Origin of the sequence: Streptomyces fulvoviolaceus (genome assembly GCF_000718165.1) — a bacterium.
Lineage (GTDB): Bacteria > Actinomycetota > Actinomycetes > Streptomycetales > Streptomycetaceae > Streptomyces > Streptomyces fulvoviolaceus.
Map to the genome: position 1 here is coordinate 146,437 of NZ_JOEY01000024.1, position 20,086 is coordinate 166,522.

The window sequence follows — 20,086 nt, forward strand, 5'->3', positions numbered from 1 at the left end:
GGGGGCAGAAGGGGACCGGGGCGCTCATCCGGGCGTCACCTCCCGCAGGAGGCTGTCCGGCTGCCCGGTCACCAGCAGGGGCACCCCGAAGCCGTACGGCCGCCGGGGGCCGGTCTCCTGGGGTGCGAGCAGCCGGTAGTACAGCGGGGTCGCGGGCGGCCGGTACGGTCCGGTGGCCAGCGGGCCGGGTTCCAGCGGGAGCAGCGCGAGGGGCTCGTCGAAGACCAGCAGGCGCGCACTGCCGGCCAGCTCGGCGGTGATCGCCTCGGTGATCCGGGCGCGTTCGGGGTGTCCGGCCGCGACGGCCTCGATCCGGTAGTCCAGCCGGATCTGCTGGGGTTGCGGGCGGACATACGCCCCTTGGTCCGTCTCGTTGTCGATGAGCGTGCCGGCGGACTGCGGGGGTAGCGCCAGTACGGCGAACGTGCTGATCGCGATGTACGGCGGCGACTGGTCCGGCGGGACGTCGAAAAACGCGGGGACGCCCGTCACCAGGGCGTCCAGCCGGGCCAGCAGCGCGGCGTCGGCGTCCCGCAGCGCCTCCGGTGTGCCGGCGGCCAGGTCGTCGACCGCAGCCGTGAAGGCGGGTGTCGGCGTCCGGCCGCGCAGCCGCAGCAGGCCGACCGCCTGCCGCAGTGCGGGCGGCATGTCACCCAGCCACAGACGGTGCAGCTCCCAGGTGTCCGGCTGCTCGACGCGCAGCCGCCGGTGCCAGGGCTGGACGCCGGCCGCCGGGTCCGTGCCGGCCTCCAGGACGAGGCCGGGCGAGACGGTCGAGGAGCGCAGCCACAGTCGCAGTTCGGTGCTGTCGCGGAGGTCTTGAGCGGGACTGAACAGTCGCTGCACGTAAGGGGTCTGCCCGCCGGATCCGGCGGTGGCCGTGACCGCCATGCCCCGGCCGTCGGGACCCAGGCAGGCGGCCTCCGGTCCGGTGGCGGCGCTCCACAGCCCGGAGCCGTCCGACTGCCAGGGAGAGGCGAAGTCGTCGAGAACGCGACTGCCCATCGGACACACCCCCCCCGCCGCACCCCGTGACGCTGCGGGCGCCCATGTTTCCCGGCGGGCGTCACCGGTCCGTCACACCTGCGTCACCAGGAGCGAGTGCGGGGCGGGCCCGCATAATGATCCATGAGATTGCATAAAGCTGCAGCGAAACGTATAGTCATGCCATCCAAGAGGAGGATTCCATGGCGGTACGTGCGGCAGTGGCCGGAGCGAGCGGGTACGCGGGCGGCGAGGTCCTGCGACTGCTCCTGGCGCACCCCGAGGTCGAGATCGGTGCCCTGACCGGCAACTCCAACGCCGGTCAGAAGCTCGGCGCCCTGCAGCCGCACCTGCTGCCGCTGGCCGACCGCGTACTCCAGGAGACCACCGCCGAGGTGCTTTCCGGCCATGATGTCGTCTTCCTCGCCCTCCCGCACGGGCAGTCCGCCGCCGTCGCCGAGCAGCTCGGCCCGGACGTCCTCGTCGTCGACATGGGCGCCGACTTCCGGCTGAAGGACGCGGCCGACTGGGAGAGGTTCTACGGTTCCGCGCACGCCGGGACCTGGCCCTACGGCCTTCCCGAACTGCCGGGTGGCCGCGCCCGGCTTGCGGGGTCCAAGCGCATCGCGGTACCCGGCTGCTACCCGACCGCCGTCTCGCTTGCGCTCTTCCCGGCCTACGCGGCGGGGCTCGCCGAGACCGAGGCCGTGATCGTCGCCGCCTCCGGAACCTCCGGCGCGGGCAAGGCCCCCAAGCCCAACCTGCTCGGCAGCGAGGTCATGGGCTCCATGTCGCCGTACGGCGTCGGCGGTGGCCACCGGCACACCCCCGAGATGATCCAGAACCTCAGCGGGGCCGCCGGCGAAACCGTGAGTGTCTCCTTCACGCCCACCCTCGCGCCGATGTCCCGCGGCATCCTCGCCACATGCAGTGCGAAGGCGCTCCCAGGTGTCACGGCCGAGTCCGTCCGCGCCGCCTACGAGAAGGCCTTCGCCGACGAGCCCTTCGTCCACCTCCTCCCCGAGGGGCAGTGGCCCACCACGGCGTCCGTCTACGGTTCCAACGCCGTTCAGGTGCAGGTCGCGTTCGACGAGGCCGCGGGCCGCATCATCGCCATCAGCGCCATCGACAACCTGACCAAGGGCACCGCGGGCGGTGCCGTACAGAGCATGAACATCGCCCTGGGCCTCGACGAGACCACCGGGCTTTCCACGATCGGAGTCGCACCGTGAGCGTCACGGCAGCCAAGGGGTTCCAGGCGGCGGGCATCGCCGCCGGGATCAAGGAGAACGGCAACCCGGACCTGGCCCTCGTGGTCAACGCCGGGCCCCGCCGCGCCGCCGCGGGCGTCTTCACCTCCAACCGTGTGAAGGCCGCGCCGGTGCTCTGGTCCGAGCAGGTCCTCAAGAGCGGCCAGTTGTCGGCCGTCGTCCTCAACTCCGGTGGTGCCAACGCCTGTACGGGCCCCAAGGGCTTCCAGGACACGCACGCCACCGCCGAGAAGGTCGCCGAGGTGCTCGGTGTGGGCGCCGGCGAGGTCGCCGTCGCCTCCACCGGGCTCATCGGCCTCCTGCTCCCGATGGACAAGCTGCTCCCGGGAGTTGAGACGGCAGCCGAGGCCTTGAGCGAGCACGGCGGCGAGAAGGCCGCCATCGCCATCAAGACCACCGACTCCGTCCACAAGACGTCCGTCGTGACGAAGAACGGCTGGACCGTCGGCGGCATGGCCAAGGGCGCGGGCATGCTCGCCCCGGGCCTGGCCACCATGCTGGTCGTCCTCACCACCGACGCGGACGTGGAGAGCGACCTCCTGGACAAGGCACTCCGTGCGGCCACGCGCACGACCTTCGACCGCGTCGACTCCGACGGCTGCATGTCCACCAACGACACGGTGCTGCTGCTCGCCTCCGGCGCCTCCGAAGTCACGCCGGAGTACGCGGAGTTCGCAGAGGCCGTACGGACCGTCTGCGACGACCTCGGTCAGCAGCTCATCCGGGACGCCGAGGGCGCCAGCAAGGACATCAAGGTCGAAGTGGTCAACGCCGCGACCGAGGACGACGCCGTCGAGGTGGGCCGCTCCATCGCCCGCAACAACCTCCTGAAGTGCGCGATCCACGGCGAGGACCCCAACTGGGGCCGCGTGCTCTCCGCGATCGGCACGACCCAAGCCGCCTTCGAGCCGGACCAGTTGAACGTCGCCATCAACGGCGTCTGGGTCTGCAAGAACGGCGGAGTCGGCGAGGACCGCGACAAGGTCGACATGCGCTACCGCGAGGTGCACATCGTCGCCGACCTCGCCGCCGGGTCCGAGACCGCCACCATCTGGACCAACGACCTCACCGCCGACTACGTCCACGAGAACAGCGCGTACTCCTCATGAGCACTACTCGGAAGCACACCGCCCTGCCCAAGGCCCAGATCCTCATCGAGGCGCTGCCCTGGCTGGTCAGGCACAACGGCAAGACGGTCGTCATCAAGTTCGGCGGCAACGCCATGATCGACGAGGACCTGAAGGCCGCGTTCGCCCAGGACGTCGTGTTCCTGCACCACGCCGGCCTCAAGCCCGTCGTCGTGCACGGCGGCGGCCCCCAGATCAGCGCCGCCCTCGACCGGCACGGCATCGTCAGCGAGTTCAAGGCCGGCCTGCGCGTCACCACCGAGGACGCCATGGACGTCGTACGCATGGTGCTCGCCGGACAGGTCCAGCGCGAGCTGGTCGGGCTCCTCAACCAGCACGGTCCGCTCGCCGTGGGTATCACCGGCGAGGACGCGCACACCATCACCGCCACCAAGCACCAGCCCACGATCGACGGCGAGTTGGTCGACATCGGGCGGGTGGGCGAGATCACCGCGATCGACACGGGCGCGATCGAGGCACTGCTCGCCGACGGCCGGATCCCGGTCGTCTCGTCGATCGCCCGGAGCCAGGACGACCACCATGTCTACAACGTCAATGCTGATACGGCGGCTGCGGCACTCGCTGCTGCTCTGGACGCCGAAACCCTCATGGTCCTCACGGACGTCGAGGGCCTCTACGAGGACTGGCCGAACAGCGACGAGGTGATCAGCCGCCTCACAGCTTCCCAACTGGAGAAGCTGCTGCCGGAGTTGAGCTCCGGCATGGTCCCGAAGATGGAGGGCTGCCTGCACGCCGTGCGCAACGGCGTCACGACCGCCCGGGTCATCGACGGACGGGTCCAGCACTCGATCCTGCTGGAGATCTTCACCGACGAGGGCATCGGCACGATGGTCGTGCCGGATGCGGAAGAGGGGGATGGGGAATGACCGGCACCGCGACCAACGCAGAGCTCACCCAGCGGTGGCAGGGCGCTCTCATGAACAACTACGGCACTCCCCGGCTGGCCCTGGTCCGTGGTGAGGGCACCAAGCTGTGGGACGCCGACGGCAAGCAGTACCTCGACTTCGTCGGCGGCATCGCGGTCAACGCGCTCGGCCACGCCCACCCGGCGATCGTCGAGGCCGTCAGCAAGCAGATCGCCTCCCTCGGGCACGTCTCCAACCTCTTCATCGCCGAGCCGCCCGTCGCGCTCGCCGAACGGCTTCTCCAGCACTTCGGCCGGGACGGCAAGGTCTTCTTCTGCAACTCGGGCGCCGAGGCCACCGAGGGCGCCTTCAAGATCGGCCGGTTGACCGGGCGGACCCACATGGTCGCCACCGAGGGCGGCTTCCACGGCCGGACCATGGGCGCCCTCGCCCTCACCGGCCAGGCCGGCAAGCAGGACGGCTTCCACCCGCTGCCCGGCGACGTGACGCACGTGCCGTACGGCGACGCGCAGGCGCTGGCCGCCGCGGTCACCGAGGAGACGGCCCTCGTCATCATCGAGCCGATCCAGGGCGAGAAGGGGGTCGTGGTGCCCCCGGCCGGCTATCTGAAGGCGGCCCGGGCCATCACCGCCGCCACGGGATCGCTGCTGGTGCTGGACGAGGTGCAGACCGGCATCGGCCGTACCGGACACTGGTTCGAGTACCAGGCCCACGAGGGCGTCCTGCCGGACGTCGTCACCCTTGCGAAGGGCCTGGGCGGCGGACTCCCGCTCGGCGCGACGGTCGCCTTCGGGCGGGCCGCGGAGCTGCTGCAGCCCGGCCAGCACGGTACGACGTTCGGCGGCAACCCGATCTCCTGCGCGGCCGGGCTCGCGGTCCTGGACACGATCGCGTCCGAGGGCCTGCTCGAGAACGTGAAGGCGCAGAGCGAGAAGCTGCGCACCGGAATCGAGTCACTGGGGCACCCGCTGATCGCCCATGTCCGGGGTGCGGGCCTCCTCCTGGGTATCGTGCTCACCGAGCCGCTCGCACCGAAGGTGCAGCAGGCGGCTCAGGACGCCGGGTTCCTGGTGAACGCGCCCGCCGCCGATGTCGTACGGCTCATGCCGCCGCTGAACCTCGGCGACGACGAGGCGGACGCGCTCCTGCAGGCGCTGCCCGGCATCCTGGACGTGGCCAAGGGGGACGGATGATCCGGAGAATGAGACGACGATGAGCCATGCGCAGGAGCACGAGCAGACCGCGGGGCCTGCCGTACCGCAGACCCGCACCGCACGGCACCGCCGGATCGTGGACATCCTCAACCGGCAACCCGTGCGGTCGCAGAGCCAGTTGGCGAAGCTGCTCGCCGATGACGGGCTGAGCGTCACGCAGGCGACGCTCTCCCGGGATCTCGACGAGCTGAACGCGGTCAAGATCCGCAACAACGACGGCGACCTGATCTACGCGGTGCCGAGCGAAGGGGGTTTCCGGACCCCCCGTGTGCCGCTGGGGGAGTCGGCGAAGGAGGAGCGGATGCGGCGGCTCTCGCAGGAGCTGCTGATCTCTGCGGAGGCTTCGGCGAACCTGGTTGTTCTGCGGACGCCGCCCGGTGCCGCCCAGTTCCTGGCCTCGGCGATTGATCAGGCTGAGCTGCATGACATTCTCGGGACGATCGCCGGTGATGACACCTTGCTGTTGATCAGTCGGGATCCCGTCGGGGGGCAGGCGTTGGCCGAGCATTTGTTGCGGTTGGCTCAGAACGGGCACTGAGGGGTTGTGTGTCGGGTGCGGGTTCGCTGTGGCTGGTCGCGCCCACGCGGCGGAGCCGCAAATCGATACAGCCCCCGCGCCCCTGAGGACATCCACTTACCCGAGTCGAGACGCCAAGCCTCCTGTACACCTGACCTCGTCGCCCGCCGTGATCAGTAGGGCCTCCACGTCCGGCAGCGATTCCAGCCAGCTCAGGCCCTCTCTCGAACCCATCGCGAAGGCTGCCGTCGCCCAGCAGTCCGCCCAGGTGATGCGAGGGGCCACCACCGTCACCGCCACCAGGTCCGTGACCGCCGAGCGGCCCGTGCGGGGGTCGACGATGTGGGCGCCTCGTTCGGCCGTGCCCGAGGTGGCTACGGCCAGTTCGGCCGTGCCCGCCGCGGAGACGACCGCCGCCAGTCCTCCCGGGCGCAACGGGTCCGCCACGCCGACCCGCCACGGGCGGTCCGGGCCGGGTACGCCCAGCAGTTGCACGTCTCCGCCGCCGTTGAGGCTCACTCCGGTCGCGCCGGACTCCGCCATCCGTCGGGCCGCTCGCTCCACGGCCCAGCCCTTGACGATGCCCGTCGGGTCGAGGCTGCCCTCGTAGCGCATGCTGAACCAGCCGTCGCTCAACCGCTCGGCCTCGGCGCCGAGTTCGAGTACCTCGGCGACTTCCGGGTCGCACTCGTCCACGGTCAGTTCGCCCCGGGCCAGGCGGGAGATCTGGCTGGCGTCGCGGTACGTGCTGAACACCTCGTCGACCCGGTGCAGGCCCGCCACCGCCTCCCGCAGTGCCGTCTGCACGGCCTCGGGATCCCCGCCGCGGACGTCAAAGGAGAAGACTGTCCCCATGACCTCCTCCGCGTGACGTACCGCGGCGGGAGCTTGTGCCGATTCGGCCACCGTGTCAGCCACCGGCCTGGTCCAGGGCCGACTGGAGGGACTCCTTGTAGCCGGTGCTCGTGTAGGTGGCGCCGGAGACCGCGTCGATGTCGGCGCTGCCGGCCGCGACCGCCTCCTGGTTGAGCTTGGGAACCGCGTTGCCGGAGATCTGGTCGCTCTGTCCGCCGGTCGGCTGCTGCACGGCCTCGGCCTTGGTGATCTTGCCGCCGCTGACCGTGATACGGACCTGGACGGGACCGTACTGGGTCTGGGCCACGTCGCCGGTGACCGTCTTCGCGGCGGCCTCGGCGCTGCCCGAGCCCTGGTCGGCACCCTGCTCCGAGCTCTGCGAAGGCGCCGGGGAGGCCGGGGCGGTGGCCGCGGCGTTCGCCTTGTCGATGGCCGACTGCAGTGACTTCTTGTAGCCGTCGCTGGTGTACGTCGCCCCGGACACCGCGTCGATCTCCGCGCTCTGCGCCGTGATCGTCGCCTGGTTGAGCTTGGGTACGGCGTTGGCGGTGATCTGGTCGCTCTGTCCGCCCTTGGGCGCCTGGACCGCCTCGGCCTTGGTGATCTTGCCGTTGGCGGCGGTCAGCCGGACCTGGACGGCGCCGTACTGGGTCTGGATCGCGTCGCCGGTGACCGTGCCACCGGTGGCCTCGGCGCCGCCCTGGGCCGACTCCTGCCCGGCTGCGGTCTGTTGCGGAACCGTTCCGCCCGCCTGGGCGGAGGCCGGGTCGGTGGACGGCTTCAGCGACAGAATCAGCACGACACCGGACACGGTGGCGGCCGTCGCGAGCACGACACGTCGGACGGGGTGACTCTTCCTCATGCTCCTACAGCTCCTGAAGTCCCGTCGCTCACATCTCGAACGACTCGTGATGGATGCGGCGGGCGGGCACACCCGCGCCGCGCAGTGCGTCGTACACCCCCTGTGCGAAGCCGGGCGGCCCGCACAGGAAGGCGTCGTGCTTGTCGATGTCGGGGAGTTTGCGGCGCAGGGTGTCCGCGGAGATGTCCGGGCGTTCACCGTCCGGGCTGTTGACCGCGTACATCAGCCGGGCGCCGCGCTCGTCCGCGATGGCGGCCAGCTCGTCCCACAGCGCCAGGTCCTGGGTGCTGTTGGCCCGGTAGAGAAGGGTGATGTCGCCGGCCGCGCCGGGCAGCGTCTCGAACAGCGCCCGCATCGGGGTGATGCCGACGCCGCCCGCGACCAGCAGTACCTTGCCGCGGCTGCGGCGCTGGGCGGTCAGCGCGCCGTACGGGCCCTCGGCCCACACCTTGGTGCCGGGCACCAGCTCGCGCAGCCGCTCGCTGTGGTCGCCGATCGCCTTGACCGTGATCCGCAGCATGCCGGGGCGGGGCGCCGCCGACAGGGAGTACGGGTGGGAGCTGAACCGCATGCCCGGCGCCAGGAACCGCCAGCGGAAGAACTGGCCCGCCTCCGCGCCCATCCGGTGCAGCTTCCGCCCACCGATGAGCACCGACACGACACCCGGCGTCTCCTCGATCACGGCCTCGACATACATCCGGTGGCGCAGGTTCAGCCGGATCGGGGTGAAGATCCGGTACCAGATCACCAGCGCGGTCACCGAGCCGTACAGCGCGTACCAGACGGTCTTGGCGACCGGCTCGACGGCGAAGTCGTTGCCGGTGGTGAGCTGGTGCCAGAAGGTCAGGAACACCGCCGCGTACGTCATCAGGTGCACGTGGTACCAGGTGTCGTACGGGATCCTGCGGCGGACGCCGCCGATGGACATCAGCCCGATGAGGAACAGCAGACCGGTGCCGATGGCCGCCTTGCCCATGTCCGGCAGCTGGTTGATGGAGTCGATCGTCTGCTGGACGATGTCGCCGAAGCCCTTGCCGGCCTGAAGGGCGTAACCCCACATGATGAGGACGACGTGGGCGAGGGTCAGACAGAGGGTGTACCGGCCGCTCATCGCGTGCCAGCGGGCGACCCGGTCGGAGCCCACGCGGCGTTCCAGGGCGGGCACCCGGGCCATCTGCAGCACCACGAGCGCCATCAGGTAGCCGGCCAGCAGGCCGGTGATCCGGCCCGCATTGAGGATCTTGCTGTTGTCGTCGGCGACGGACGGCGTGTTGTGCCACCACAGGTACAGCACGCCGACCGCGCCGGCCCAGACGGCGAGCAGCAGAACGGTCGCCGGGGAGCGGCGCGGGCGGATGCGGCGCATCGTCTGGCGGCGGGCGGCGCGGCCGCCTGCGAGCGTGGTGGTCACGTTTCCTCCGGGGACGGGGGCAAGGGGGTTGGCGTGGTCCCTTGGTCCTCAGATACGTGCCGCGACGCTCGTGTGTTCAGCCGCCTCTTCAGTACCGGGTGATCGCTGTGACGCCCCCGGTGGTCCCGATCGCCATATGCGGTTTCCGCCCGGGATCGGCCCACTTGAGGATCCGCCGCATCGCGTCCGACGGCACCGACACACAACCGGCGGTCGCCCCACGCCCGTTGACATGAAGGAAGATGCCGGCGCCCCGCCCCCGGACCGGCTCGGCGTAGTTGAACCCGATCACCATCGCGTACGCGTACTGCGTCCCGTACGAGATCAGGTGCTCGGCCTCGGCGGCCCTGCAGTGGGCGGGGCGCGGCTGGACCCAGCGGTTGTAGGACCGCGAGTCGTTGTCCTGGCACCACCACGAACTCTGCTTCACGGCCCGGTACTTGTACGTCGTCCCGCTCGGGGCCGCCTTGATCCCGAAGGCGTACGGCAGCTCGTACAGCCCTGTCGGTGTCGTGTTCGTCCCCTGCTTGCGCGAGGCGCCCTCCACGAGCCCGTTCGCCCCGAAGCGGGCTTTCGCGGAACCGGTCTTCACCCACTGTCCGTTCCGACGGTCCCACCAGGTCACGGTGCCCGAGGTCGAGCCGGTCTTCGCGGCCACGGCGGTGATCAGCTGGGTGCCGCCCCCGGTGTCGGCCATGCGCGCGGGCAGCGGCGCACCGGCGTTCCCCGGCGCGGCGCCGAGCAGGAGGACGGATGTGGCGGCGAGGACGACGGCGAGACCCGGGCGCATGCTGCGACCGTAGACGGAGGCGACGGCGACCGCAGGGTGGTTGGGCCGATCGGCCGCCCGCCCGTCCGTGATGCCGCCGCCTCCGCCGATGCCGGCTGGGCTCAGGTGCCCAGCGGATTGAGCAGCTCGGCCGAGCGGCGTCGACCGCTGATCCCGGATCCCCTTGTGTTCCTGTGAGTTGGGCCCGCGCTAGGGGACAGACACGACGGAAGGGAGGATTCCAACAAACGGCCTCAGTGATCGCGTATATGTGTACATCAATCAAACTCTGGTAAATCGACCATCAGCGTGCACTGTGATGCACGGTCAGGAAGCTGGGGCGGACGAGTGGGGCGCCGGTGTGGGAGGCAGCGGCAGCGGCAGCCCCTGGAGGCCGTCCAGGCTGGTGGCGATGTGCTCCTTCTTGGCGAAGTACGCGCTGAGTGACTCGTCGTCCTCGCGCGCGAAGCGCCTGGCGTGCAGGTCGCGGTCCTCGTCGTACGTCATGAAGGGCACCGCGTAGCCGCAGGAGTCGCGGATCGTCTCGGCCGTCACGACGATGATCGCCCGCAGGCCGTGCAGGCTCGGGTCGATGTCCGGGAAGTGGCCGAGCAGTTCCGGGAAGCGCGGGTCGTCTCGGAAGACCGGCTCGCCGCGGCCGTGCACCCGGACGATGTTCGGCGGGCCCTGGAAGGCGCACCACATGAGGGTGATCCGGCCGTTCTCCCGCAGATGCGCGACGGTCTCCGCGGTGGAGCCGGCGAAGTCGAGGTAGGCCAGGGTGAGTTCGTCGAGGATCACGAAGGAACCGCGCAGGCCCTTGGGGGAGAGGTTCACCGTGCCGTCGCCGGACAGGGGCGCGGACGCGGTGAAGAAGAGGGGCTGCGCCTCGATGAACGTGCGGAGCCTGCCGTCTATGCGCTCGTAAGTCTTTCCCATGTCTAAGGATTATGGGTGCAAGTCTTTCGCACGTCTAATGAATTCCGGCATCCGGTTCCCGGACGGCAGACAGGACCGTGGCCGCCCCGGCCGGCGCTCACACGGGGCGGCCACAGCGCCTGTCACGTCACTGGGTGAGCGTGCAGGCGGCCAGGGAGTCCAGACCCTGCGGCTTGTCGGCCGTACGACCGATGGCGGTGGCGATGCGGTTGACCGTGGCGATCCGCTTGTCCTCCAGCGGGCCGAGGACCGCGTTCTGGACGAAGTTGGGTCCGCCCTGGCCGACCACCTCTGCCTGCGCGGTGGCCGGGATCGCGGGCAGCTGCGAGGCGACGTCGGGGCAGGTGATGGCCCCCGCCGCCGCGGCGTCACCCGTGTCCCCGGTCTCACCGGTGTCCTCGCCGGCCGCCTCGGAAGCCGTCGCGCTCGGCGTGGCCTCGGCCTCTTCGCCCGCGCCCGCTTCCTCGCCCGCCTCCTCGCCCGTGTCGGCGGCGCCGTCGGCGTCGAGGGCGCACGGCGCGAGCGCCTCGAGACCCTGCGGCTTGTCGGCCGTACGGCCGATGGCGGTGGCGATGCGGTTGACCGTGGCGATCCGCTTGTCCTCCAGCGGGCCGAGGACCGCGTTCTGGACGAAGTTGGGTCCGCCCTGGCCGACCCCAGGGTCCGGGCGGTCGCGGTGCTGCTCTTGGACGTCTCCCCGGCGAGGGCGGTGCCGGCGACGATCGCCCCGGTCAGCGCCACCGCGGCGGCGCCGCCGATGATCGCGACGCGGCGCTTGTTGTACTTCGGAAGAGCCCTGGACATGCGGATGCCTCACTAGGGGTCGGCGGGTGTGGTCGTTTCCCTTGTTTACAAACGCGGCGCCTGCGTTCGGCGAGGAGTACGGGAAAGCGGTTTCGCGCGTTCAAACCTCTGGCAAACCTCCGGCGAGATTGACGAATCATGCAGAGTTCTGCATACTCATGCATGCCAGTGAATGAAGGCCAGTGAACGCAGGGTGAGGAGAAACCCATGACCGAGCGCGTCGTACTCGCCTACTCGGGCGGTCTCGACACCTCCGTCGCCATCGGCTGGATCGCCGAGGAGACGGGCGCCGAGGTCATCGCTGTCGCGGTGGACGTCGGCCAGGGCGGCGAGGACCTGGACGTCATCCGCAAGCGCGCCCTCGCATGCGGCGCCGTGGAGGCCGAAGTCGCCGACGCCAAGGACGAGTTCGCCGAGGAGTACTGCCTTCCGGCGATCAAGGCCAACGCGCTCTACATGGACCGTTATCCACTGGTCTCCGCGCTCTCCCGGCCGACGATCGTCAAGCACCTCGTCGCCGCCGCACAGAAGCACGGCGCCACCACGGTCGCTCACGGCTGCACCGGCAAGGGCAACGACCAGGTCCGCTTCGAGGCCGGCATCGTCGCCCTCGCCCCCGGCCTCAAGTGCATCGCCCCGGTCCGCGACTACGCGATGACCCGCGACAAGGCGATCGCCTTCTGCGAGGAGAAGCAGCTCCCGATCGCGACCACCAAGAAGTCCCCGTACTCCATCGACCAGAACGTCTTCGGGCGCGCCGTCGAGACGGGCTTCCTGGAGGACATCTGGAACGCGCCGATCGAGGACATCTACGAGTACACCTCGAACCCGGCGGAGACTCGCGAGGCCGACGAGGTGATCATCTCCTTCAAGGCGGGTGTCCCGGTCGCCGTCGACGGCAGGCCCGTCACCGTCCTGCAGGCGATCCAGCAGCTCAACGAGCGCGCCGGCGCCCAGGGCATCGGCCGGATCGACATGGTCGAGGACCGGCTCGTCGGCATCAAGTCCCGCGAGGTGTACGAGGCCCCGGGCGCGATCGCGCTCATCACGGCCCACCAGGAGCTGGAGAACGTCACCGTCGAGCGCGAACTCGCCCGCTACAAGCGGCAGGTCGAGCAGCGCTGGGGCGAACTGGTCTACGACGGCCAGTGGTTCTCCCCGCTCAAGCGGGCCCTGGACGGCTTCATCGACGAGGCGAATCAGCACGTCAACGGTGACATCCGGATGACCCTGCACGGCGGCCGAGCTGTCGTCACCGGCCGGCGCTCCGAGACGTCGCTGTACGACTTCAACCTCGCGACGTACGACACTGGTGACACCTTCGACCAGGCCGCGGCCAAGGGCTTCATCGACATCTACAGTCTGTCGTCGAAGATTGCCGCCCAGCGCGACCTCGCGTAGGCGCAACCCCGACCAACCCTCTCTAGGAGCAACGCAAGTGAGCAGCAACAGCGGTGACGTACGGCTCTGGGGCGCCCGTTTCGCCGACGGTCCCGCCGAGGCCCTGGCCAAGCTGTCCGCGTCCGTCCACTTCGACTGGCGGCTCGCACCGTACGACATCGCCGGTTCGCGTGCCCACGCGCGCGTGCTGCACAAGGCGGGCCTGCTCACGGACGACGAGCTGACTCGGATGCTCGCGGGCCTCGACCAGCTCGAGGTGGACGTGGCATCAGGTGACTTCGTCGGCACGGTCGCCGACGAAGACGTCCACACGGCTCTCGAGCGCGGCCTCCTGGAGCGCCTCGGCGCCGACCTCGGCGGCAAGCTCCGCGCCGGCCGCTCGCGCAACGACCAGGTCGCGACCCTCTTCCGCATGTACCTGCGGGACCACGCCCGGATCATCGGCGGTCTGATCGCCGACCTCCAGGACGCGCTGATCGGCCTCGCGGAGGCCCACCCGGACGTGGCGATGCCCGGCCGCACCCACCTCCAGCACGCCCAGCCGGTGCTCTTCGCCCACCATGTCCTGGCCCACGTCCAGTCCCTGTCCCGGGACGCCGAGCGGCTGCGCCAGTGGGACGAGCGGACGGCGGTCTCGCCGTACGGCTCGGGAGCCCTCGCGGGCAGCAGCCTCGGCCTGGACCCCGAGTCGGTCGCCAAGGACCTCGGCTTCGAGCACGGCAGCTCCGCGAACTCCATCGACGGCACGGCCTCCCGTGACTTCGTCGCCGAGTTCGCCTTCATCACCGCGATGATCGGCGTGAACCTCTCCCGGATCGCCGAGGAGGTCATCATCTGGAACACGAAGGAGTTCTCCTTCGTGACCCTGCACGACGCCTTCTCCACGGGCTCGTCGATCATGCCGCAGAAGAAGAACCCGGACATCGCGGAGCTGGCGCGCGGCAAGAGCGGTCGCCTGATCGGCAACCTGACGGGCCTGATGGCCACGCTCAAGGCCCTCCCGCTCGCGTACAACCGCGACCTCCAGGAGGACAAGGAGCCGGTCTTCGACTCCTGTGACCAGCTCGAGGTCCTGCTCCCCGCCTTCACCGGCATGATGGCCACCCTCACCGTCCACCGCGAGCGCATGGAGGAACTGGCCCCGGCCGGCTTCTCCCTCGCCACCGACATCGCCGAGTGGCTGGTCAAGCAGGGCGTCCCCTTCCGGGTCGCGCACGAGGTCGCCGGCGAGTGCGTCAAGGTCGCCGAGGCCGACGGCATCGAGCTCGACGGCCTCACCGACGAGCAGTTCGCGAAGATCTCCGCCCACCTCACCCCCGAGGTCCGGTCCGTCCTCAACGTCCCGGGCGCCCTGGCGTCCCGCAACGGCCGCGGAGGCACGGCCCCGAGCGCGGTGGCGATCCAGCTGGCAGAGGTGAAGCAGGACGTGGCGGCTCAGCACGAATGGGCGACGGCCAAAGCGAAGCGGTAACCGGAGCGCCCCGTCAGGGGCGCGGGGCTGTATCAATTTTGCGGCTCCACCGCGTGGGCGCGACAAGCCGCAGCGCTCCCGCACTCGCCAAGGAGCCGTACACCCCGAGCTCTGAGGCGCCCTGCATTCACCGAAGGTCATCGCGGGTTACGTTGGTCAGGAGCCGTACCGGAGCCGACCGAACGGAGCCCGCGATGCCCTTCGCCCGCCTGGCCACAGCAACAACCCCCACCTGCCACATCGGCTTCGGCCTGGCCGCAGTCGGCCGCCCCGGCTACATCAACCTCGGCCGAGACCACGACCTCGGAGAAAACCGCAGCGTCGAGACGCTGCGCAAACGTACCCACGAACTCCTCGACGCCGCCTACTTCCAGGGCGTCCGCTACTTCGACGTGGCCCGCTCCTACGGCCGCAGCGAGGAGTTCCTCGCCGACTGGCTGAACGCGCGCCCCGACATCGACGACATCGTCGTAGGCAGCAAGTGGGGCTACACCTACACCGCCGGCTGGACGGCGGACGCCGAGACGCACGAGGTCAAGGACCACAGCGTCCAGACGTACGACCGCCAGCACGCCGAGACGGCCGACCTGCTCGGCGACCGGCTCGACCTCTACCAGATCCACTCGGTGACCCCGGACAGCCCGGCCCTCACCGACAAGGAACTGCACGCAAGGCTCGCGGAAGCCGCGGCCCAGGGCCTCACCGTCGGCTTCTCCACCAGTGGCCCCGCGCAGGCGGACGCCATCCGCGCCGCCCTCGCCGTGACGGTCGACGGCGAGCCCCTCTTCCGTACCGTCCAGTCCACCTACAACGCCCTGGAGACCTCGGCCGCCCCTGCCCTCGCCGAGGCCCACGACGCGGGACTGACGGTGATCGTCAAGGAGGCCATGGCGAACGGCAGGCTCGCGGACCCGTATGCGCCGGAGGCGCTGAAGGCCGTAGCCGCAGAAACGTCTCTCGGCTGCGACGCGGTCGCCCTCGCGCTCGTCCTGCGCCATCCCTGGGCCGGAGTCGTCCTGTCCGGCGCCGCGACCGCCGTCCAGCTCGCCTCCAATCTGCACGCGGCGGTCGTGGACCTCGACGAGGACCAGCTCGGACGGCTCGGGGCGCTGGTGGAGGAGCCGGGGGCGTACTGGGAGCGGCGCGGGCAGCTGCCCTGGCACTGAGGAGACTCTCGCTCAGCGGTCGCTCATGAGACGTCCATGCCCATGATGAGACAAAGATGTCTCACATGGATTATGGTTGTCTCATGGCTGTCGACCGTGACCATGTACTGCGCAGCGCCGCGGCCCTGCTGACCCGCAAATCCACCGCGACCATGGACGAGGTCGCCAAGGCCGCCGGGATCAGCCGCGCCACTCTGCACCGGCACTTCGCCGGGCGCGACGCGCTGGTCCGGGCGCTGGAGGCGCTCGGCATCGCGGAGTGCGAGGCCGCGCTGGACGCGGCCCGCCTGGACGACGGGCCCGCGAGCGACGCCGTACGGCGACTCGTGGGCGCGATCGAACCGGCCGCCGCGCTGCTCGCCTTCCTCTACTCCGAGAACCAGCTGTTCGAGGGCGAGGAGCAGAACGCGGGCTGGACCCGGATCGACGACCGCATCGCGGGCCTCTTCCGGCGCGGCCAGGCGTCCGGCGAGTTCCGCATCGACCTCACGCCGGCCTGGCTCACCGAGGCGCTCTACGGCCTGTTGGCCTCCGGCGCCTGGGCGGTGTCGGAAGGCCGTGTGGCCTCGAAGGACTTCAACTACATGATCGTCGAGCTGCTGCTCGGCGGCGCACTGCGTACCGCGTACTGACGATTCACGAAGAGACTCAAGAAGAGAGGAATCATGACCAGCACCCTGCAGCCGGCGACCACGACCGAGGCGGTGAAGCGCCCCGGCCGGTGGCTCGCGCTGTCCGTCCTCGTGCTCGCCGTGCTGCTGGTGGCCGTCGACGCGACCGTCCTCGGTCTCGCGACCCCCTACATCAGCGAGGACCTGAAGCCGTCGGGCACCCAGCTCCTCTGGATCGGCGACGTCTACTCCTTCGTCATCGCCGGACTGCTCGTCTCCATGGGCAGCCTCGGCGACCGCATCGGCCGTAAGCGGATCCTGCTCGTGGGCGCGACGGCGTTCGGCGCGGTGTCGGTGCTCAACGCCTACGCCACGACACCGGAGTTGATGATTTTCGCGCGTGCGCTGCTCGGTGTCGCGGGCGCGACCCTGATGCCCGCCACGCTCGCCCTGATCCGCAACCTCTTCCACGACCCACGCGAACGCAGCCTCGCCGTGGGCATCTGGGGCGCGACGGCCTCCGCGGGTACGGCCATCGGCCCGATCGCGGGTGGGTTTCTCCTCGAACACTTCTGGTGGGGCTCGGTCTTCCTGATCAACCTGCCCGTGATGGCGGTCCTCGTCCTGGTCGGCATCAAGCTGCTGCCCGAGTCGCGCAACCCCAACCCCGGCCCCTGGGACATGGCCAGCGTCCTGCTGTCGCTGGTGGGCGTGATCGCCCTCGTGTACGCCGTCAAGGAGGCGGCCACCCACGGCTTCACGTGGGAGATCCTCGCCGTCGGCCTGCTGGGCGCGGCCGCGCTGTACGGCTTCGTACGCCGCCAACTCACCCTGCCGTCCCCGCTGCTGGACATGCGTCTGTTCCGCAACCGCGGCTTCAGCGCGGCGGTACTGGCCGACCTGCTGACGATCCTCGGTCTGTCCGGCCTGGTCTTCTTCCTCTCCCAGTACCTGCAACTCGTGCAGGGGCGGCCGCCGTTGGAGGCGGGCCTGGCCGAACTGCCCGCCGCGATCGGCGCGGTGGCGGCCGGTCTGATCGCCGGCCGCACGGCCCGGCGCTTCTCGGTGCGGTCCGTGGTCGCCGGCGGACTCGCCGCCGTGGGCCTCGCACTGGCGGCGCTCACCGTCCTCGACCAGTCCACCGGTTACCCCCTGCTGGGGGCGGCCCTGCTGGTCGTCGGCATCGGCGCCGGCTTCTCCTTCACCGTGACCGCCGACGTGATCCTCTCCAGCGTCCCCAAGGACCAGGCGGGCGCGGCCTCGGCGGTGTCCGAGACGGCGTACGAACTGGGCGCGGCACTGGGCATCGCGCTGCTGGGCACGATCGTGACCGGCGTGTACCGCGACTTCACGGGCCCGACGGGCACCCCGGCCGGAGCGCACGAGTCCCTGGGCGGTGCGGTGGAGGCGGCAGCGGCGATGCCCGCCCAGAAGTCCGAGGCATTGCTGGACGCGGCTCGCCAGGCCTTCGTGGACGGCCTGGCGCTGGCGGCCGGTCTGGGAGCAGCGGTACTGCTGGCAACGGCGGTAGCCGCATGGTTCATGCTCCGCGGCCAACGGTTGGAAAACGCCGCTTAGCGGCGCGGGGCTGTATCAATGTGCGGCTCCGCCGCGTGGGCGCGACCAGCCACAACGGCTCCGCACGCGCCCACGAACCCCAACCAGCCCTACAACCGGCTTTAGGTCCCTTTTCGCCCCGACCTGATGGTCTTGGCTCCATGACACGACGAACACGCAAACTGATCGTCACCGGAGCTGCAATCGCCACCGTCGGCTTGGCCGGAGGCGGCGTGGCCCTCGCCGCCGACGGCGAAGACAAACCCCCCAACGAGGTCAGGCTCGTCGTCAACGAGCATGACGACTGCCCGGACAAGGGCAACACCGGCACGACCGACCCCGCCTCAGAACTGTGACCACGGAGGTCGAACTCCTCGAGGAGGCCCTCTTCGAGGTGAAGCGAGTCATAGTCGGCCAGGACCGCATGGTGGAACGGATGTTCACCGCGTTCCTGGCCCGCGGCCACTGCCTCCTGGAAGGCGTACCCGGCGTGGCCAAGACCCTCGCCGCCAAGACCCTCGCCCACGTCGCCGGCGGCCGTTTCGCCCGCCTCCAGTTCACCCCCGACCTCGTCCCCTCCGACATCACCGGCACCCGTATCTACCGCCCCTCACAAGAGGCGTTCGACATCGAACCGGGCCCGGTCATCGCCAACGTCGTTCTCGCCGACGAGATCAACCGTGCCCCCGCCAAGGTGCAGTCCGCGCTCCTGGAGGTCATGGGCGAGCACCAGGTCTCGATCGGCGGCACCACGATCCCCGTCCCGGAGCCGTTCCTGGTCCTCGCCACCCAGAACCCGATCGAGTCCGAGGGCGTCTACCGGCTCCCCGAGGCCCAGCGCGACCGTTTCCTGCTCAAGGTGGAGGTCCCCGCGCCCAGCGAGTCCGAGGAGCTCGCGATCCTCTACCGGATGAGCGTCGACCCGCCCAGCCCGCGCCGTATCCTCACCCCCGAACGGCTCGTCGAGCTCCAGCGCAGCGCCGACGAGGTGTTCGTGCACCACGCGGTCGCCGAGTACGTCGTACGGCTCGTCGTCGCGACCCGCGAACTCGCGGGCCCCGAAACCCGGTTGGCGCACGGAGCGGGCCCCCGCGCCACGCTCGGCCTGGTCGCCGCCGCCCGTGCGCTCGCCCTTCTGCGCGGCCGGGGCTACGTACTCCCCGAAGACGTGGGGGACTTGGCGCACGAGGTCATCGCCCACCGTCTGGTCCTCTCCTTCGACGCGCTCGCCGACGGCGTCACCCCCGGCGAGATCGTCGACGAGGTGCTCGCGGCGGTGCAGCAGCCCCGGATCAGGCCGCGCCAGGTCGCCGAGGAGGCCGTGGCATGACCCCGACGCTGCGGGAACTCACCCCCGAACAAGCCCTGAAACACATGGAGTTGCTCTTCAACCGGCATCCGGACGGGCTCCTCCAGGGCGACCACCCGGCCCTCTTCCCCGGCCCGGGCAGCGAGGTCGCGGAGACCCGGCCGTACGTCATCGGCGACGACGTACGCCGGATGGACTGGAACGCCACCGCCCGCACCACCGTCCCCCACGTCCGCCTCAGCCTCGCCGACCGCGAACTCACCACCTGGATCGTCCTCGACGCCTCCGCGAGCATGGACTTCGGCACCGCACGGATGGAGAAGCGGGACCTCGCGGTGGGCGCGGCGGCGGCCGTCGCGTTCCTCACCGAGCGGGCGGGCAACCGGCTCGGCGCACAGATCACAGGGCCGCACGGCATACGGCGGATTCCGCCCCGCACCGGCCGGCGCCATCTGCTCACCGTCCTGCACGCCGCCCTGGACCGCCCGCGCGTCGACACCGGGGCCCCGGCCGACACCCTCGCGGACGCCCTCCGCGCCCTGCGCGCCCTGCCCGGCGGGGGCCTGGTCGCCGTGGTCTCCGACTTCCTGGAGGGCGGCTGGGAGCGGCCGCTGCGCACCGTGGCCCAGCGCCACCAGGTCCTCGCCGTCGAGACCGTCGACCCGCGCGAGCTGGAGCTGCCCGATGTGGGGCTGCTGACCGTCGTGGACCCGGAGACCGGACGCAGGCGTGAAGTCCCCACGCACGTAAGGGGGTTGCGCGAACGGTACGCCGAGGCCGCGCTGGAGCAGCGGGCCGTGATCAAGCAGTCCGTCCGCCGCGCGGGCGCCGCGCATCTGAGGCTGCGCACGGACCGGGACTGGGTGCGCGACGTCGTGCGCCACGTCGAGGACCAGCGGCGCCGAGCGGGAGGCGGCGCCGCATGACACGA

General features: G+C 70.5%; 19 protein-coding genes and 1 pseudogene. 13 read left to right on the forward strand and 7 right to left on the reverse strand.

Annotated elements, in window-relative coordinates; translation table 11 throughout:
- Positions 1–24 precede the first annotated feature (24 nt).
- Complete coding sequence (locus tag IG08_RS0125610) at positions 25–1,005, reverse strand: hypothetical protein (RefSeq protein WP_030606758.1); 981 nt, start codon at positions 1,003–1,005, stop codon at positions 25–27.
- Between the two features lie 182 nt (positions 1,006–1,187).
- On the opposite strand from IG08_RS0125610, the gene argC reads away from it, so the two are divergent.
- Genes argC through IG08_RS0125635 form a run of 5 tightly spaced genes read left to right on the forward strand, consistent with a single transcriptional unit; the run spans position 1,188 to position 6,021 of the window.
- Positions 1,188–2,216, forward strand: coding sequence for an N-acetyl-gamma-glutamyl-phosphate reductase (gene argC, locus IG08_RS0125615; RefSeq protein WP_030606761.1), 1,029 nt, complete (start codon positions 1,188–1,190; stop codon positions 2,214–2,216).
- Positions 2,213–3,364, forward strand: coding sequence for a bifunctional glutamate N-acetyltransferase/amino-acid acetyltransferase ArgJ (gene argJ, locus IG08_RS0125620; protein ID WP_030606764.1), 1,152 nt, complete (start codon positions 2,213–2,215; stop codon positions 3,362–3,364). The genes argC and argJ overlap by 4 nt, the downstream gene beginning before the upstream one ends.
- Positions 3,361–4,269, forward strand: coding sequence for an acetylglutamate kinase (argB, locus tag IG08_RS0125625; RefSeq protein ID WP_030606767.1), 909 nt, complete (start codon positions 3,361–3,363; stop codon positions 4,267–4,269). The genes argJ and argB overlap by 4 nt, the downstream gene beginning before the upstream one ends.
- Positions 4,266–5,462 (forward strand): acetylornithine transaminase, encoded by a 1,197-nt coding sequence (locus IG08_RS0125630; RefSeq protein ID WP_030606769.1) that lies wholly within the window; start codon positions 4,266–4,268, stop codon positions 5,460–5,462. Before argB ends, IG08_RS0125630 begins: the two co-directional genes overlap by 4 nt.
- A gap of 19 nt (positions 5,463–5,481) precedes the next feature.
- Entirely contained in the window at positions 5,482–6,021 is a 540-nt protein-coding gene (locus IG08_RS0125635) for an arginine repressor (RefSeq protein WP_030606772.1), read from the forward strand.
- Between the two features lie 96 nt (positions 6,022–6,117).
- On the opposite strand, the gene IG08_RS0125640 is transcribed toward IG08_RS0125635, so the two are convergent.
- The 6 genes and pseudogenes from IG08_RS0125640 to IG08_RS54455 form a co-directional block, all read right to left on the reverse strand.
- Entirely contained in the window at positions 6,118–6,855 is a 738-nt protein-coding gene (locus IG08_RS0125640; RefSeq protein ID WP_030606775.1) for an FAD:protein FMN transferase, read from the reverse strand.
- A gap of 55 nt (positions 6,856–6,910) precedes the next feature.
- On the reverse strand, positions 6,911–7,717 hold the full coding sequence (locus tag IG08_RS0125645) for an FMN-binding protein (protein ID WP_030606778.1): 807 nt from the start codon (positions 7,715–7,717) through the stop codon (positions 6,911–6,913).
- Positions 7,718–7,745: 28 nt separating this feature from the next.
- Entirely contained in the window at positions 7,746–9,128 is a 1,383-nt protein-coding gene (locus IG08_RS0125650; protein ID WP_030606781.1) for a ferredoxin reductase family protein, read from the reverse strand.
- An 88-nt stretch (positions 9,129–9,216) separates the two neighbouring features.
- Positions 9,217–9,918 carry a L,D-transpeptidase family protein gene (locus IG08_RS0125655; protein ID WP_030606785.1) on the reverse strand — a complete coding sequence of 234 codons (702 nt, stop codon included), beginning with the start codon at positions 9,916–9,918 and terminating at the stop codon, positions 9,217–9,219.
- A gap of 306 nt (positions 9,919–10,224) precedes the next feature.
- Positions 10,225–10,836 carry a pyridoxamine 5'-phosphate oxidase family protein gene (locus IG08_RS0125660; protein ID WP_030606788.1) on the reverse strand — a complete coding sequence of 204 codons (612 nt, stop codon included), beginning with the start codon at positions 10,834–10,836 and terminating at the stop codon, positions 10,225–10,227.
- A gap of 127 nt (positions 10,837–10,963) precedes the next feature.
- Positions 10,964–11,640 (reverse strand): annotated as a pseudogene (locus tag IG08_RS54455) (hypothetical protein).
- 207 nt (positions 11,641–11,847) lie between these two features.
- Here IG08_RS54455 and IG08_RS0125670 point away from each other — a divergent pair.
- The 8 genes from IG08_RS0125670 to IG08_RS0125705 all read left to right on the forward strand — a co-directional run bounded on the left by IG08_RS0125670 (position 11,848) and on the right by IG08_RS0125705 (position 20,081).
- The gene (locus IG08_RS0125670) at positions 11,848–13,041 is read left to right on the forward strand and encodes an argininosuccinate synthase (RefSeq protein WP_030606791.1); all 1,194 of its coding nucleotides are present in this window, start codon (positions 11,848–11,850) and stop codon (positions 13,039–13,041) included.
- Positions 13,042–13,078: 37 nt separating this feature from the next.
- A complete protein-coding gene (gene argH, locus IG08_RS0125675) occupies positions 13,079–14,512 on the forward strand; it encodes an argininosuccinate lyase (RefSeq protein ID WP_030606794.1) in 1,434 nt (477 codons plus the stop codon).
- A 194-nt stretch (positions 14,513–14,706) separates the two neighbouring features.
- Positions 14,707–15,678, forward strand: coding sequence for an aldo/keto reductase (locus tag IG08_RS0125680; protein ID WP_030606797.1), 972 nt, complete (start codon positions 14,707–14,709; stop codon positions 15,676–15,678).
- 83 nt (positions 15,679–15,761) lie between these two features.
- Positions 15,762–16,310 carry a TetR/AcrR family transcriptional regulator gene (locus IG08_RS0125685; protein WP_030606800.1) on the forward strand — a complete coding sequence of 183 codons (549 nt, stop codon included), beginning with the start codon at positions 15,762–15,764 and terminating at the stop codon, positions 16,308–16,310.
- A 33-nt stretch (positions 16,311–16,343) separates the two neighbouring features.
- Positions 16,344–17,867, forward strand: a complete 1,524-nt coding sequence (locus tag IG08_RS0125690; protein WP_030606803.1) for an MFS transporter — start codon at positions 16,344–16,346, stop codon at positions 17,865–17,867.
- Between the two features lie 140 nt (positions 17,868–18,007).
- Positions 18,008–18,202, forward strand: a complete 195-nt coding sequence (locus tag IG08_RS60245) for a hypothetical protein (RefSeq protein WP_158812282.1) — start codon at positions 18,008–18,010, stop codon at positions 18,200–18,202.
- Positions 18,199–19,176 carry an AAA family ATPase gene (locus tag IG08_RS0125700; protein WP_043455162.1) on the forward strand — a complete coding sequence of 326 codons (978 nt, stop codon included), beginning with the start codon at positions 18,199–18,201 and terminating at the stop codon, positions 19,174–19,176. Before IG08_RS60245 ends, IG08_RS0125700 begins: the two co-directional genes overlap by 4 nt.
- Positions 19,173–20,081, forward strand: a complete 909-nt coding sequence (locus IG08_RS0125705; protein ID WP_030606808.1) for a DUF58 domain-containing protein — start codon at positions 19,173–19,175, stop codon at positions 20,079–20,081. Before IG08_RS0125700 ends, IG08_RS0125705 begins: the two co-directional genes overlap by 4 nt.
- Positions 20,082–20,086 lie beyond the last annotated feature (5 nt).

What these genes read in the sequence shown, in the direction of transcription:
- IG08_RS0125645 (WP_030606778.1), bottom strand. Translation starts at nt 7,717, where the DNA reads ATGAGGAAGAGTCACCCCGTCCGACGTGTCGTGCTCGCGACGGCCGCC.
- argC (WP_030606761.1), top strand. Translation starts at nt 1,188, where the DNA reads ATGGCGGTACGTGCGGCAGTGGCCGGAGCGAGCGGGTACGCGGGCGGC.
- IG08_RS0125685 (WP_030606800.1), top strand. Translation starts at nt 15,762, where the DNA reads ATGGCTGTCGACCGTGACCATGTACTGCGCAGCGCCGCGGCCCTGCTG.
- IG08_RS0125630 (WP_030606769.1), top strand. Translation starts at nt 4,266, where the DNA reads ATGACCGGCACCGCGACCAACGCAGAGCTCACCCAGCGGTGGCAGGGC.
- IG08_RS0125640 (WP_030606775.1), bottom strand. Translation starts at nt 6,855, where the DNA reads ATGGGGACAGTCTTCTCCTTTGACGTCCGCGGCGGGGATCCCGAGGCC.
- IG08_RS0125690 (WP_030606803.1), top strand. Translation starts at nt 16,344, where the DNA reads ATGACCAGCACCCTGCAGCCGGCGACCACGACCGAGGCGGTGAAGCGC.
- IG08_RS60245 (WP_158812282.1), top strand. Translation starts at nt 18,008, where the DNA reads ATGACACGACGAACACGCAAACTGATCGTCACCGGAGCTGCAATCGCC.
- IG08_RS0125670 (WP_030606791.1), top strand. Translation starts at nt 11,848, where the DNA reads ATGACCGAGCGCGTCGTACTCGCCTACTCGGGCGGTCTCGACACCTCC.
- IG08_RS0125635 (WP_030606772.1), top strand. Translation starts at nt 5,482, where the DNA reads ATGAGCCATGCGCAGGAGCACGAGCAGACCGCGGGGCCTGCCGTACCG.
- IG08_RS0125660 (WP_030606788.1), bottom strand. Translation starts at nt 10,836, where the DNA reads ATGGGAAAGACTTACGAGCGCATAGACGGCAGGCTCCGCACGTTCATC.
- IG08_RS0125655 (WP_030606785.1), bottom strand. Translation starts at nt 9,918, where the DNA reads ATGCGCCCGGGTCTCGCCGTCGTCCTCGCCGCCACATCCGTCCTCCTG.
- IG08_RS0125680 (WP_030606797.1), top strand. Translation starts at nt 14,707, where the DNA reads ATGCCCTTCGCCCGCCTGGCCACAGCAACAACCCCCACCTGCCACATC.
- IG08_RS0125610 (WP_030606758.1), bottom strand. Translation starts at nt 1,005, where the DNA reads ATGGGCAGTCGCGTTCTCGACGACTTCGCCTCTCCCTGGCAGTCGGAC.
- IG08_RS0125705 (WP_030606808.1), top strand. Translation starts at nt 19,173, where the DNA reads ATGACCCCGACGCTGCGGGAACTCACCCCCGAACAAGCCCTGAAACAC.
- argB (WP_030606767.1), top strand. Translation starts at nt 3,361, where the DNA reads ATGAGCACTACTCGGAAGCACACCGCCCTGCCCAAGGCCCAGATCCTC.